General features: G+C 65.7%; 14 protein-coding genes and 1 tRNA gene. 8 read left to right on the top strand and 7 right to left on the bottom strand.

Annotation, left to right across the window (positions count from 1 at the left end):
• Window positions 1-191 precede the first annotated feature (191 nt).
• The 3 genes from AC56LR_RS19975 to AC56LR_RS19965 are packed head-to-tail and all read left to right on the top strand — an operon-like array spanning window position 192 to window position 3029.
• Window positions 192-1205 (top strand): XdhC family protein, encoded by a 1014-nt coding sequence (locus AC56LR_RS19975; RefSeq protein ID WP_497132982.1) that lies wholly within the window; start codon window positions 192-194, stop codon window positions 1203-1205.
• Window positions 1206-1233: 28 nt separating this feature from the next.
• Entirely contained in the window at window positions 1234-2142 is a 909-nt protein-coding gene (locus AC56LR_RS19970) for a DMT family transporter (protein ID WP_497132980.1), read from the top strand.
• The gene (locus tag AC56LR_RS19965) at window positions 2142-3029 is read left to right on the top strand and encodes a DNA-3-methyladenine glycosylase family protein (protein WP_497132979.1); all 888 of its coding nucleotides are present in this window, start codon (window positions 2142-2144) and stop codon (window positions 3027-3029) included. Before AC56LR_RS19970 ends, AC56LR_RS19965 begins: the two co-directional genes overlap by 1 nt.
• Before the next feature lie 24 nt (window positions 3030-3053).
• Here the strand turns inward: AC56LR_RS19965 and AC56LR_RS19960 are convergent, their stop codons facing one another.
• A complete protein-coding gene (locus AC56LR_RS19960) occupies window positions 3054-3467 on the bottom strand; it encodes a T6SS immunity protein Tdi1 domain-containing protein (RefSeq protein ID WP_497132977.1) in 414 nt (137 codons plus the stop codon).
• 186 nt (window positions 3468-3653) lie between these two features.
• Window positions 3654-3730: transfer RNA gene (locus AC56LR_RS19955), tRNA-Met, on the bottom strand.
• Between the two features lie 176 nt (window positions 3731-3906).
• Here AC56LR_RS19955 and AC56LR_RS19950 point away from each other — a divergent pair.
• The 5 genes from AC56LR_RS19950 to AC56LR_RS19930 are packed head-to-tail and all read left to right on the top strand — an operon-like array spanning window position 3907 to window position 8174.
• Window positions 3907-4488: an NUDIX hydrolase gene (locus AC56LR_RS19950; protein WP_497132975.1), complete on the top strand. Its 582-nt coding sequence runs from the start codon at window positions 3907-3909 to the stop codon at window positions 4486-4488.
• 15 nt (window positions 4489-4503) lie between these two features.
• Window positions 4504-5238 carry a leucyl/phenylalanyl-tRNA--protein transferase gene (gene aat / locus AC56LR_RS19945; protein ID WP_497132974.1) on the top strand — a complete coding sequence of 245 codons (735 nt, stop codon included), beginning with the start codon at window positions 4504-4506 and terminating at the stop codon, window positions 5236-5238.
• Between the two features lie 59 nt (window positions 5239-5297).
• Window positions 5298-6026 carry an arginyltransferase gene (locus tag AC56LR_RS19940; protein ID WP_497132972.1) on the top strand — a complete coding sequence of 243 codons (729 nt, stop codon included), beginning with the start codon at window positions 5298-5300 and terminating at the stop codon, window positions 6024-6026.
• 58 nt (window positions 6027-6084) lie between these two features.
• Entirely contained in the window at window positions 6085-7113 is a 1029-nt protein-coding gene (locus tag AC56LR_RS19935) for a quinone-dependent dihydroorotate dehydrogenase (protein WP_497132971.1), read from the top strand.
• Between the two features lie 14 nt (window positions 7114-7127).
• A complete protein-coding gene (locus AC56LR_RS19930) occupies window positions 7128-8174 on the top strand; it encodes an aldo/keto reductase (protein WP_497132970.1) in 1047 nt (348 codons plus the stop codon).
• A gap of 6 nt (window positions 8175-8180) precedes the next feature.
• On the opposite strand, the gene AC56LR_RS19925 is transcribed toward AC56LR_RS19930, so the two are convergent.
• From AC56LR_RS19925 to AC56LR_RS19905, 5 genes are all read right to left on the bottom strand, one after another.
• On the bottom strand, window positions 8181-9110 hold the full coding sequence (locus tag AC56LR_RS19925) for a CysB family HTH-type transcriptional regulator (protein ID WP_497132969.1): 930 nt from the start codon (window positions 9108-9110) through the stop codon (window positions 8181-8183).
• Window positions 9107-10189: a sulfate/molybdate ABC transporter ATP-binding protein gene (locus AC56LR_RS19920; RefSeq protein ID WP_497132968.1), complete on the bottom strand. Its 1083-nt coding sequence runs from the start codon at window positions 10187-10189 to the stop codon at window positions 9107-9109. Before AC56LR_RS19920 ends, AC56LR_RS19925 begins: the two co-directional genes overlap by 4 nt.
• Window positions 10186-11103: a sulfate ABC transporter permease subunit CysW gene (gene cysW / locus AC56LR_RS19915; protein ID WP_497132966.1), complete on the bottom strand. Its 918-nt coding sequence runs from the start codon at window positions 11101-11103 to the stop codon at window positions 10186-10188. The genes AC56LR_RS19920 and cysW overlap by 4 nt, the downstream gene beginning before the upstream one ends.
• Complete coding sequence (gene cysT, locus AC56LR_RS19910) at window positions 11100-11948, bottom strand: sulfate ABC transporter permease subunit CysT (RefSeq protein WP_497132964.1); 849 nt, start codon at window positions 11946-11948, stop codon at window positions 11100-11102. The genes cysW and cysT overlap by 4 nt, the downstream gene beginning before the upstream one ends.
• Before the next feature lie 112 nt (window positions 11949-12060).
• Window positions 12061-12834 carry a sulfite exporter TauE/SafE family protein gene (locus tag AC56LR_RS19905; protein ID WP_497132962.1) on the bottom strand — a complete coding sequence of 258 codons (774 nt, stop codon included), beginning with the start codon at window positions 12832-12834 and terminating at the stop codon, window positions 12061-12063.
• Window positions 12835-13054: the final 220 nt, after the last annotated feature.

Genomic DNA, 13054 nt, shown 5'->3' with positions numbered 1-13054 from the left:
CGAACGCCCGCGCGTTCAACCAGCGCTCGAATCGCCGATGCGCGTTAATTCACGCGATAGTTGAACGCGCGGGCGGCGAAGCCGCCCACCCTACGCCCCCCGCCCGACGTGCCCGGTTCCCGGCAAGCTCCCCGCATTTTTTGTATGATGGCCCATCCCCACCACTGGCGCCGTGCATGCGGCCGGCATTCATGGACAGTATCGACCTCGACGTATTGAAGACCTGCGACGCCTGGCTGGCGCTCGGCCACCGCTGCCAGCTGGTCACGGTCGTCAAGACCTGGGGCTCGAGCCCGCGCCCGATCGGCGCCACCCTCGGCATCCGCGACGACGGCACTGTCGTCGGCTCGGTGTCCGGCGGCTGCATCGAGGACGACCTGATCGACCGCGTGCGCGCCAAGGGCATCGAACTAACGGCGCCCGAGATCGTCAGCTACGGCATCAGCGCCGACGAGGCGCACCGTTTCGGCCTGCCCTGCGGCGGCACCATTGAGCTGGCCATCGAACCTTTATCCAACGACAGCCGCATCCGCGAGCTCCTGGGGCGCCTGCACGAGGGCGAACTGGTCGAACGGCGCGTGAACCTGGCCACCGGTGCGGTCAGCCTGGAGCGCGCCGCTGGAAACAGCATCCAGCGCATCGAAGACGGCGTGCTCGCCACCATCCACGGCCCGCGCTGGCGCCTGTTCATCATCGGCGCCGGTCCGCTGTCGCGCTTCCTGGCCCAGGTGGCCAGCGGCATGGATTACCGCGTGACCGTGTGCGACCCGCGCGAGGAATACCGCAGCAACTGGAACCTGCCCGGCGTCGAGCTGGCCTACGTAATGCCCGACGATCTGGTGATCGAGGCGCGCCTGGATGCGCGCAGCGCCGTGGTGGCCCTCACCCACGATCCCAAACTGGACGACCTGGCGCTGATGGAAGCGCTCAAGTCCGAAGCCTTCTACGTCGGCGCGATCGGCTCGCGCCTGAACAACGAGAAGCGGCGCGAGCGCCTCAAGCTGTTCGACCTCGACGACGCCCAGCTGGCGCGGCTGCACGGGCCGGTCGGCATCTACATCGGCAGCAAGACGCCGAGCGAGATCGCGATCTCGATCATGGCCGAGATGACCGCCGTGAAGAACGGCGTGCCGGCGGCGCTGCTGGTGCCGCATGCGGCGGCGCCGCAAAAAACGGATGGCGCAGCGCGCGCAGCGCCGCCATAATCGCAGCTTCGCCCCGATTCTTCTTTCCATGAACACCGTGAACATGCTGCGCCTCGTGGCGCTGGCCGCCATCTGGGGCGGCTCCTTTCTTTTCATGCGCATCGCCGCGCCCGTGCTCGGCCCGGCCGTACTGATCGAATACCGGGTGCTGTTCGCGGCCCTGTTCCTGGCCGGCGTGGCCTGGTTCATGCGCCTGCGCGGCAGAGGCGCGCCGCTCGAGCTGCGCCGCCACTGGAAGCACTACCTGATCCTCGGCTTTTTTAACTCGGCCCTGCCCTTCCTGCTGTTCGCCTTTGCCGCGCGCACCTTGAGCGCTTCGGTGCTGTCGGTGCTGAACGCCACCGCGCCGATGTGGGGCGCCCTGGTCGGCGCCGTGTGGGCGCGCCAGGCGGTGTCTGCGCGGGCCGCGCTCGGCCTGCTGCTGGGCACCCTCGGGGTGGCGCTGCTGGTCGGCTTCGACCACGTGTCGGAACGCCCGGGCGCCTTCGTCGCCATCGGCGCCGCGCTGGTGGCCGCCTTCAGCTACAGCATCGCCAGCCAGTACGCCAAGTCGGCCAAGGCGGTGGCGCCTTTCGCCAATGCGCATGGCTCGATGTGGGCCGCCACCGTCTGCACCATCCCGGCGCTGGCCTTCTTCCCTTCTCCGGGCGAGCCGACCGTCGGCATCATGGCCGCCGTGCTGGCGCTGGGTGTGGTGTGCAGCGGGATCGCCTACATCCTCTACTTCAAGCTGATCAAGGAAGTCGGCACCACCTCGGCGCTGACGGTGACTTTCCTGAACCCGATGTTCGGCATCCTGTGGGGCGCGCTCTTCCTGCACGAGACCATCGGCTGGCACACCCTGGTGGGCTCGGCCATCGTCCTGGCCGGCACGGCGCTGGTGACCGGCTTCAAGCCCGCCTTCCTGCGCGCACCAAGCACGGCCCAGGGCAAGTGATGCAAACGCAGTTCGGCATCGCCCTGCCCCCCGGCTACCGCACCCGGGACGTGCTGGCCTTCCACAGCCGCGATGCCGAAGGGCTTGCGGAACAAGTGGGGCCGCAGGGCTTGCGCAAGGGTGTGCTGTTCGATGGCGTGCCGACGGTGCTGCAGGTAAGCTTCGCGGCCGCCGGCGCACGCTGCACGGTCGACGCCGACGGAGCGCTCACGCCGGCGCTCCTGAGACGCGCCCAGGAAGCGCTGCTCAACATCCTGGGCCTGCGTATCGACCCCACGGCATTTGCCGACTTCGTGCGCGACGACGCTCTATTGGCGCCGCTGGTGGCGCGCCAGCCCGGCCTGCGCATCGTGCAGTCGGCCACGGTCTTCGAAGCACTGACCTGGGCCATCATCGGCCAGCAGATCAACCTGCCTTTCGCCATCTCGCTGCGGCGCACCTTCATCGGGCTGGCCGGCCGCCCGCATGCGAGCGGCCTGTGGTGCTATCCGGAAGCGCAAGACGTGGCGCGTCTTGCCTTGGAGGACCTGACCAGTCGCAAGTTCTCGCGCGCAAAAGCAGAGACCCTGCTGCGGCTGGCGCAGCTCGTCCTCGAGGGCGCCGTCGTGCTCGATCGCGAGCGGCCCATCGCCGAAGTGGTGCAGGAACTGCTGGCGGTCAAGGGCATCGGTCCCTGGACCGTCAACTACGCGCTGCTGCGCGGCTATGGCTACCCGGATTGCTCGCTGGAAGGCGACGTGGTCATCCGCACCGCCTTCCACCGCTTGCTCGGCGGCGCGGAACGGCCAAGCATCCCGGCTACGCAGCAACTGCTGGCAGGCTATGCGCCGCACCGCACGATGGCGGCGGCCTACCTGTGGGCCAGCCTCAGCGACGAAGTGGACTGAGCCGACCCGGCACGGTTCGGATTATTAATTCCACCGCGGCAGTCCATCGAACTGCTGCGCACCCTCCCCTGAAAAACGGATCAACTCCGGCAAGGGAACCGTCGCCAGGTTGTCGCGCCCATAGTGGCCTCCAAGGGCGCTGGGAATCTTGAGGCAATATTTGCGGTCGTCGGTCAGCGGCCCCAGCGTCGCTTCGGCAAGGTGCACGACCTCCGGCATATACCAGTCGTTCAGGAAATCCTGGTTATAGGACAGCGCATCGAGCGCGTCGCGGCTGTCGGCCAGCGGTTCGCAGCACAGGTCTTGCGGGCGCAAGCGCCAGTAGCGCCCTTCGTCGTCGCGGATGATGAGATTACCGAAGGCATTGGCCCCGAGGACCTCGACGGCGGTCAAGCCGACCCAGCCCCAGGCCTCGTTGATGTCGTCTACGTTGATCATGCTTTGTCTGCCCCTTAGCGTCATCGGCCGGGATGGCGCCGGTCGTCGTGTGTTCGACCGGGCTGATGGAGCAAGATTGCGGACAGACGCCGCAGGTTTGACCTGCGTCGCAAGCAGTCGAAACAAGGGCGGGAAGCGCCAATGAAAAAAGCCGCTGACTCTTGCGAATCAGCGGCCTTTAGAATGTGGTTGCGGGGACAGGATTTGAACCTGTGACCTTCGGGTTATGAGCCCGACGAGCTGCCAGACTGCTCCACCCCGCGGAATGAATTATACGCCGGCATGCCCGATTACGCAAATGCAATTCCTTAAAAGACGGAAATTGCAGTACAAGCCCGCTTTCGCCATTGGCGGCGGGACGCTGTGCCGGGCTGCACGGCATCTCATGCGAGCGGGATTTCAGTGTAAAGTAAGCACAATTCCAAGCTTCCGAGCCCCTATGAAATTCTGTTCCGAGTGCGCCCATCCCGTCGCCCTGGCCATCCCCGAAGGCGACAACCGGCCGCGCTATGTCTGCCCGCAGTGCCAAACCATCCACTACCAGAACCCCAAGCTGGTGATCGGCACGCTTCCCGTCTGGGAACGTGATGGCAAGCTGCAAGTGCTGCTGTGCAAGCGCGCGATCGAACCGCGCTACGGATACTGGACCTTGCCGGCCGGCTTCATGGAGAACGAAGAGACGACCGAACAGGCCGCCATTCGCGAGACCGAAGAAGAAGCCGGCGCCGACATCGAACTCGGCCCGCTGTTCACCCTGCTGAACGTGGCCCATGTCCACCAGGTGCATCTGTTCTACCTGGCGCGCCTGCGCAACCTCGACTTCGCGCCCGGCGAGGAAAGCCTGGATGTGCGGATGTTCACGCAGGACGAGATCCCCTGGGACGACCTGGCGTTCCCCACGGTGCGCAACACGCTTGAACTGTTCTTCGCCGACCGCGTCAAAATCCGCGAGGGCGGCAGCATGGGCTTCCATAGCCGGGACATCGTGCGCCCGATGCGGGCTCCCCGCGAACCCGACTGACCCATTGAAGGCCGCATGATCCCCTGGCTCGAGCCGACTTCGCCGTTTCCCGACGTGTCCGAAGCCTTGACGGCGGACGCGCCGGGCCTGCTCGCCGCCGGCGCCGACCTGTCGCCCCAGCGCCTGCTGCTGGCCTACCAGAACGGCATCTTCCCGTGGTTCTCCGAAGGCCAGCCCATCCTCTGGTGGAGCACCGACCCGCGCATGGTGCTGCATACCGACCGCTTCAAGATCAGCGACAGTCTCAGGAAAACCCTGAAACGCATCGAGCGCAGCCGCACGGGTAGCGACACCGGCGGGCAGCGCTGGGACGTGCGCTTCGACACCGCCTTCGAAGACGTGATGCGCGCCTGCGCCGCGCCGCGCCGGGATGGCCCGGGAACCTGGATCTCGGAAGAGATCATCGATGGCTATACCGGGCTGCACGCCATGGGCTATGCCCATTCGTCCGAAGTCTGGCTCGACGGCGAACTGGTGGGTGGCGCCTATGGGGTCTGCATCGGCCGCATGTTCTACGGCGAATCGATGTTCGCGCGGGTGCCAGACGCCTCCAAGGTAGCGCTCGCCTACCTGGTCGCCTTCCTGCGCCGGCATGGCGTGCGCATGATCGACTGCCAGCAGGAGACCGGCCACCTGGCTTCGCTTGGCGCGGCGCCGATTCCCAGGAGCGCCTTCCTGGCACACCTGGCCGAAGCCATTCGTGAGCCCGCCATTGCCCGCTGGGAGGTGGCGGCACCGTTGACTCCTTAACGGTGGCGCGCTTCCGAATTCGCTAAAATAGGTGCACCACGTCGTCCCGGGGCCTTTGCATGACGCATCTAAATGACCTGCCTTTCGCCACGCTGCAGTTCTACACGACGGCGCCCTACCCGTGCAGCTACCTCGATGCACGGCAGGCCCGTTCGCAGGTCGCGACGCCTTCGCACCTCATCAACGCCGACGTGTATTCCGAACTGGTGCGCAACGGCTTTCGCCGCAGCGGCATCTTCACCTACCGTCCCTACTGCGACGGCTGCCATGCCTGCATCCCGGTGCGGGTCAAATGCGACGATTTCACGCCCAACCGCACCCAGCGCCGCGCCTGGAAGCGCCATGGCGAACTGGTCGCGATGGTGGCCAACCTGGCCTTCTCGGACGAGCACTACGCACTCTACCTGCGCTACCAGACCACGCGCCATGTCGGCGGCGGCATGGACCAGGACAGCCGCGACCAGTACGCCCAGTTCCTCCTGCAAAGCCGGGTCAACACCCGCCTCGTCGAATTCCGCGAGCCGGACGGCACTTTGCGCATGGTGTCGATCATCGACGTGCTGTCCGACGGCCTGTCTTCGGTGTACACCTTCTTCGACCCCGACCTGCCGGGCGCATCCTTCGGCACCTATAACGTGATGTGGCAGGTGAGCCAGGCGCGCGAGCTGGGCCTGCAGTATGTCTACCTGGGCTACTGGATCGAGCAGAGCCCCAAGATGGCCTACAAGATCAATTTCCGGCCGCTGGAAGCGCGCATCGGCGGCGAATGGGGCGTGCTCGACCGCTGAGGGCAAGACCATCCCCTCGACACGGTAAAATGGCGGGAGTCACATTCTCGAGTCCCCCATGTCCCTGTACACCCTGGCCCGCCCGCTCCTCTTCTCGCTCGATGCCGAGACCGCCCACCACCTGACCCTGCCGCTGCTGCGCCGTGCCGCTTCCCTCGGCCTGACCAAACTGGCCGCCAAGCCCGCGCCGGACCCGCGTACGGTCATGGGCATCACCTTCCCGAACCCGGTGGGCCTGGCCGCCGGCCTGGACAAGGACGGCGCCTATATCGACGGCCTCGCCGCGCTGGGTTTCGGCTCGATCGAAATCGGCACCGTCACGCCGCGGCCCCAGGCCGGCAACCCGAAGCCGCGCATCTTCCGCCTGCCGCAGGCGCAGGGCATCATCAACCGCATGGGCTTCAATAACGGCGGCGTGGATGCCTTTGTCGCCAATGTGCAGGCCTCCCGCTTCTACCAGGACAAGCAGGGCGTGCTCGGCCTGAACATCGGCAAGAACGCCGATACCCCGATCGAACGTGCGGCCGACGATTACCTGCACTGCCTGCGCAAGGTGTATCCGTACGCGAGCTATGTGACGGTGAACATCTCGTCGCCGAACACCAAGAACCTGCGCCAGCTGCAGGGCGAGTCGGAACTCGACTCCCTGCTGGCGCAACTCAAGCAGGAGCAGCTGCGCCTGGCCGACCAGCACAAGCGCTACGTGCCGGTGACGCTGAAGATCGCACCGGACATCGATGGCGACCAGGTGCGCAACATCGCCGGCGCCCTGCTGCGCCACCGGATCGACGGCGTCATCGCCACCAACACCACGCTCAGCCGCACGGCCGTGCAAGGCATGCAGCATGGCGAGGAAACCGGCGGCTTGTCGGGCGCGCCGGTGTTCGAGCTGTCCAATACCGTGATCCGCTTGTTGAAGGCGGAGCTGGGCGATGCGCTGCCGATCATCGGCGTGGGCGGCATCATGCGCGGCGAGGATGCGCGCGCCAAGATCGCGGCCGGCGCCCAGCTGGTGCAGCTCTATAGTGGCTTGATCTATGCGGGCCCGGCGCTGGTGCGCGAAGCTGCGGCCGCCCTGCGCCGCTGAACAAGGAACACCTCATGGACCGCAGGCAGCTGGGACAAAGCGATTTGATGGTGTCGAAGGTCTGCCTTGGCAGCATGACCTTCGGCGAGCAAAATACGGAGAGCGAGGCGCACAGCCAGCTGGACTACGCGCTCGAGCGCGGCATCAATTTCATCGACACTGCCGAGATGTACCCCGTGATGGCGCGCGCCGAGACGCAAGGGTCGACCGAGCGCTACATCGGCAGCTGGCTCAAGAAAACCGGCCGCCGCAGCGAGGTGGTGCTGGCCACCAAGATCGCCGGGCCGAACACCAACATGCCCTGGATCCGGGGTGCCCGCCACAACCTGGATGCCACGAATATCCGCACCGCCGTCCAGGACAGCCTGCGCCGCCTGAACACGGATTACATCGACCTCTACCAGGTCCACTGGCCGAGCCGTAACCTGCCGATCTTCGGGGCCAACAGCTTCAATCCGCAAGCCGAGCGGCCGGCCGTGCCGATCGAGGATACGCTGGAAGCGCTGGGCGAGATGGTCAAGGCCGGCACCATCCGCCACATCGGCGTCTCGAACGAAAGCGCCTGGGGCGTGTGCGAGTACATCAAGCACGCGGAGGCGCGTGGATTGCCGCGCATCGCGACGGTGCAGAATCTGTATAACCTGACTGCGCGGGCGTTCGAGACCAGTTTGATGGACGAAGCCTGCTATCGCGAAGGCGTGAGCCTGCTGGCTTACAGCCCGCTGGCGTTCGGGCAGCTCACGGCCAAGTATCTCGATAATCCTGAGGCGTCCGGGCGGCTGACGGTCTTCCCGGCCGGCTGGAGTCCGCGCTATGTGCGGCCGTCGGTGCTGGCCGCGGTGGCGGAGTATGCGGCGCTGGCGCGCTCACATGGCCTGCTGCCGTCCCAGATGGCGCTGGCGTGGTGTTATTCGCGCTGGTTCGTGGGCTCGACCATTATCGGGGCGACCACTCTTGCGCAGCTGAAGGAGAACATCGATGCGGCGGAACTGGTGCTGCCGGCGGAGGTGGTGAAGGGGATTGATTCTATTCACGCCCGCTACACGAATCCGGGGCAGTGAGCCCGCTCACTCCACCGCCTGCAAGGCCTTCTCGATATCCGCCCGCGTATACCCCTGCGCAAAGCGCTCGATGAAGTGGAAGGCATACGCGCGCAGATACGACCCGCGCCTTACCGCCAGCCGCGTCACGTTCGGCGCGAACAGGTGCGACGCTTCCATCGCGCGCATGCCCTTGTCGCGGCCATGGTCGAAAGCCATCGAAGCCACGATCCCCACGCCCATCCCCAGCGACACGTACTGCTTGATGACGTCCGAATCCATGGCAGTCAGCACGATGTCTGGCGCCAGCCCGCCCTCGCGGAAGGCGGCGTCGATGTGGCTGCGGCCCGTGAAGCCCTGGTCGTAGGTAATCAGCGGATACTCGGCCAGGTCTTCCAGCCGCAGCGGCGTGGCGCAGGAAAAGATCGGGTGGCCTTCGGGCGCCACCACCAGGTGGCTCCAGCGGTAGCAGGGGAAGGAGACCAGGTCGGGGAAGGCCGACAGGCCTTCGGTGGCGATGCCGATGTCCGCCTTGCCGGACAAAACCCATTCGGCGATGTGTTCCGGCGCGCTTTGCTGCAGGGCGATACGCACGCCCGGGAAGGCGTTGCGGAAGGACTGCACTACCTGCGGCAGCGCGTAGCGCGCCTGGGTGTGGGTCACGGCCACGGTGAGCGTGCCGCTGTCTTGTGCGGCGAATTCGGCGCTGGCCTGCTGCAGGTTTTCGGCTTCCACCAGCAGGCGCTCGACGATCTTGAGGATGCCCTTGCCGGGTGGCGTCAGGCCCGTCAGGCGCTTGCCGTTGCGCTCGAAAATGACGACCCCGAGTTCGTCCTCGAGCTCGCGGATCTGGCGCGACACGCCGGGCTGCGAGGTGAACAGCGCATTGGCCACGTCGGTCAGGTTGAAGTCGCGGCGGGCCGCTTCGCGCACGGATCGCAGCTGCTGGAAGTTCATATCCCCTCCCCTGCATCCACGAACACTTCGATGCGGCGCGGCTTGACCACCAGGGTGTCGCCTTCCTTGAAGCCGTGGCGCGCGAACATCTCGTTCGGCAGGACCGCTTCGATCAGCTGCTGGTTATCCAGCCGCTCCAGGTCGAGCTGGGCCAGCGGACCGATGGCATGCGCGCGGCGCAGCCTGGCGACCACGCCGCCGCTGTCGCCGGCGCCGGGGATATAGCGCTCGACGTCGAGGTCGTGCGGGCGGACGTAGCCGATACCGTTGCCGTTGCGCGCGCCGGCGCCCTGCGGCACCTCGAACTGCACTGCCCCGCTGGCCAGCACGCCGTCCTGCACGCGGCCGTGGAACAGATTCACGTTGCCCAGAAAACCGTAGACGAAAGGCGAAGCCGGGTGGTTGTAGACGGCGTCGGGCGTGCCGAGCTGCTCGATGCGGCCCTTGTTCATCAGGACCACCTGGTCGGCCACTTCCAGCGCTTCTTCCTGGTCGTGGGTGACGAAGATCGAGGTCACGTGCAGGTCGTCGTGCAGGCGGCGCAGCCAGCGGCGCAATTCCTTGCGCACCTTGGCGTCGAGCGCGCCGAAGGGTTCATCGAGCAGCAGCACGCGCGGCTCCACGGCGAGGGCGCGCGCCAGCGCGATGCGCTGGCGCTGACCGCCCGAAAGCTGGGGCGGATAGCGGTCGGCGATCCAGTCGAGCTGAACCAGCTCGAGCAGCTGGCGCACCTTGTCGCGGATCTGCTGTTCGGACGGGCGCTCCTTGCGCGGCTTGACGCGCAAACCGAAGGCGACGTTCTCGAACACCGTCATGTGCTTGAACAGCGCATAGTGCTGGAACACGAAGCCCACCTGGCGCTCGCGCACGTGGTGGTGCGAGGCATCCTGGCCGTCGAGCAGCACGGCCCCGGAATCCGGATGCTCCAGGCCCGCGATGATGCGCAGCAGGGTCGTCTTGCCGCAGCCCGAAGGGCCGAGCAAGGCGGTCAGCTGGCCGTCCGGGAACTGCAGCGAGACGTCGTCGAGCGCGGTGAACTGGCCGAATTGCTTGCGGATGTGTTGGACTTCGATGGTCATGCTAGCGCTTCCTGTTGTCGTTCGTCGGCGGCAGCCTTGCGGACCTGGTGCAGGCGCCATTCGATAAAGCTCTTCACCGCCAGGGTCACCAGCGCGAGCAGCGCCAGCAGGGATGCGATCGCGAACGCAGCCGTGAAGTTGTATTCGTTGTAGAGGATCTCGACCTGCAGCGGCATGGTGTTGGTCTCGCCGCGGATGTGGCCCGATACCACCGACACGGCGCCGAACTCGCCCATCGCGCGCGCATTGCACAGGATGACGCCGTACAGCAGGCCCCACTTGATGTTCGGGAGCGTGACGCGCATGAAGGTCGACCAGCCGGAGGCGCCCAGCACCAGCGCGGCTTCTTCTTCTTCGGTGCCCTGCTGCTGCATCAGCGGAATCAGCTCGCGCGCCACGAACGGGAAAGTGATGAACACGGTGGCCAGCACGATGCCCGGCACCGCGAACAGGATCTTGATGTCGTGCTCCATCAGCCACTCGCCGAACCAGCCCTGGGCGCCGAACATCAGCACGTAGATCAGGCCCGCGATGACCGGCGAGACCGAGAACGGCAGGTCGATGAGCGTGAGCAGGATGCTCTTGCCGCGGAACTCGAACTTGGTGATGCACCACGCGGCGGCCACGCCGAACACGAGGTTCAGCGGCACCGAGATGGCGGCCGCGATCAGGGTCAGGCGGATGGCGGACAGCGCGTCCGGGTCGGTGATCGATTCGACATAGGTGCCCCAGCCCTTCTTGAGCGCCTCGGTGAAGACCGCCGCCAGCGGCACGAACAGGAACAGGGTCAGGAAACCAAGCGCCACCACGATCAGGAGGTAGCGCACCCAGTCGGGTTCGAGCACGCTGGTGGACCGGCGCCTTGGAGCGGCCGCCTTGGGCACGGCCTTGATGTTGTCGAGGACTGCGCTCATGATTTGCCTGCCCGTTTGCGTGTCCAGGCCTGCAGCAGGTTGATCGTCAGCAGCAGGATGAAGGAGATGACCAGCATGACCACGGCAATCGCGGTGGCGCCCGCGTAATCGTACTGCTCGAGTTTGGTGATGATGAAGAGCGGCGTGATTTCGGACACCATCGGCAGGTTGCCCGCGATGAAAATCACCGAGCCGTATTCGCCGGTGGCGCGCGCAAAGGCCAGCGCGAAGCCCGTGAGCAGGGCCGGCGTGATCGTCGGCAGCACCACGCGGGTGAAGGTGTGGATCGGCGAAGCGCCCAGGCTGGCGGCGGCTTCTTCGAGTTCGCGCTCGGCTTCTTCCAGCACCGGCTGCACCGTGCGCACCACGAAAGGCAGGCCGATGAAGGTCAGCGCGACCAGCACGCCCAGTGGGGTGAACGCCACCTTGATGCCGAACTTGGCGAGCTGCTCGCCGATCAGGCCATTGTGCGAATACAGGGCGGTGAGCGTGATGCCGGCCACCGCGGTAGGCAGTGCGAACGGCAGGTCGACCAGGGCGTCGATGATGCGCTTGCCGGGGAAGGTGTAACGCACCAGCACCCAGGCCACGATGCCGCCGAAAATGACGTTGATGAAGGCGGCGATGAGGGAGGTGCCGAAGCTGAGGCGATAGGACGCCATCACACGCTCGGAGGTGACGGCGCTCCAGAAGGCTTCCCAGCTCATGGTGAAGGTCTTGAGGAAGACCGCCGACAGGGGAATGAGCACGATCAGCGCCAGGTAGAACAGCGTGAAGCCGAGCGAGATCCCGAAGCCGGGGATGACCCGGCCAGGAGACTTGCGTGGCTGAGCGAGCGATGTCATGGAGGCCTTCACATATTCTTGAGGGGGCCATATTCCCACACAGCCCTTATATTACAAACGAAGCAATCCTTATTTGCATAGACAGATCAGCTATTAGCTTCGGCGGAATTTGTTACAGCACCAGCTTGGCCGCGACGCCCGTCAGTGTCATGGCCAGCAAGGCGCGCAGGAAGCGTTCAGGAACCTTGCGCGCCATCATGGCGCCCAGCGTAATGCCCGGCACCGAGCCTATGAGCAAGGTCAAGAGCAGCATCCAGTCGATCGAGCCCAGCCACCAGTGGCCGACCGCGGCGATCGCGGTCAGCGGCACGGCGTAGGCGATGTCGGTGCCGGCCACTTCGGCGGAGCTCAAGCGTGGATAGAGCATGACCAGCAGCGTGGCGCCGATCGCGCCGGCGCCGATCGAGGAAACGGTGACCAGCACACCCAGCACGGCGCCCGAGACGACTGTGGCCGTGGCCAGCTTCTTTCCCTGCAGTTGGCGCTCGGGATGGGCATTGATCCAGCCCAGCATGCGCGCACGGAACAGCAGCGCGACGACGGTCAGCATGACGGAGACGGCGATCGAATACCGGATCACCTGGCCGATCTGCGGGTTGACGGTGCCGAAGCGGCTCAGGGCCAGGGTGGTGAACAGCGCGGCCGGCAAGGCGCCCAGGCACAGCAGGCGCACGATCGGCCACTGGACGGTGCGGTTGAAGCGGTGGGTGATGGTGCCGACGCCCTTGGTGATCGAGGCAAAGGCCAGGTCGGTGCCGACGGCGACCGAGGGCGAGACGCCGAACAGCAAGGTCAGCAGCGGCGTCATGAGCGAGCCGCCTCCGACGCCGGTCATGCCGACCAGCAGCCCTACCGCGAAACCCGCCATTACATATGTCATCGACATGCCAGCACCCCCATTCAGGGCCCAGCGTAAGGGGACTCAGCGGTTAAGGGAAGGACAGGTTTCTTATTTGCTTATGCGGCGAAGGTGCTGCGATGTTGCATCTGTAGATCCTATGATGAAAAGAAAGTGAGCCGATTTGCAGATTGAGTCCTAACCTGAGAGTTCGAAACTTAGACTTAGGAGATCAACATGCAACCGGCTCACATGGAAGATTCTACGC

Source organism: Telluria sp. ZT3P39 (genome assembly GCF_059685935.1).
Note: the sequence above shows the minus strand (reverse complement) of the source record. Positions and strands in the feature narration are given on the sequence as shown.

Bases quoted from the DNA above. Each gene is read 5' to 3' on its own strand.
- AC56LR_RS19975 (WP_497132982.1), top strand. From the start codon at position 192: ATGGACAGTATCGACCTCGACGTATTGAAGACCTGCGACGCCTGGCTG.
- AC56LR_RS19970 (WP_497132980.1), top strand. From the start codon at position 1,234: ATGAACACCGTGAACATGCTGCGCCTCGTGGCGCTGGCCGCCATCTGG.
- AC56LR_RS19965 (WP_497132979.1), top strand. From the start codon at position 2,142: ATGCAAACGCAGTTCGGCATCGCCCTGCCCCCCGGCTACCGCACCCGG.
- AC56LR_RS19960 (WP_497132977.1), bottom strand. From the start codon at position 3,467: ATGATCAACGTAGACGACATCAACGAGGCCTGGGGCTGGGTCGGCTTG.
- AC56LR_RS19950 (WP_497132975.1), top strand. From the start codon at position 3,907: ATGAAATTCTGTTCCGAGTGCGCCCATCCCGTCGCCCTGGCCATCCCC.
- aat (WP_497132974.1), top strand. From the start codon at position 4,504: ATGATCCCCTGGCTCGAGCCGACTTCGCCGTTTCCCGACGTGTCCGAA.
- AC56LR_RS19940 (WP_497132972.1), top strand. From the start codon at position 5,298: ATGACGCATCTAAATGACCTGCCTTTCGCCACGCTGCAGTTCTACACG.
- AC56LR_RS19935 (WP_497132971.1), top strand. From the start codon at position 6,085: ATGTCCCTGTACACCCTGGCCCGCCCGCTCCTCTTCTCGCTCGATGCC.
- AC56LR_RS19930 (WP_497132970.1), top strand. From the start codon at position 7,128: ATGGACCGCAGGCAGCTGGGACAAAGCGATTTGATGGTGTCGAAGGTC.
- AC56LR_RS19925 (WP_497132969.1), bottom strand. From the start codon at position 9,110: ATGAACTTCCAGCAGCTGCGATCCGTGCGCGAAGCGGCCCGCCGCGAC.
- AC56LR_RS19920 (WP_497132968.1), bottom strand. From the start codon at position 10,189: ATGACCATCGAAGTCCAACACATCCGCAAGCAATTCGGCCAGTTCACC.
- cysW (WP_497132966.1), bottom strand. From the start codon at position 11,103: ATGAGCGCAGTCCTCGACAACATCAAGGCCGTGCCCAAGGCGGCCGCT.
- cysT (WP_497132964.1), bottom strand. From the start codon at position 11,948: ATGACATCGCTCGCTCAGCCACGCAAGTCTCCTGGCCGGGTCATCCCC.
- AC56LR_RS19905 (WP_497132962.1), bottom strand. From the start codon at position 12,834: ATGTCGATGACATATGTAATGGCGGGTTTCGCGGTAGGGCTGCTGGTC.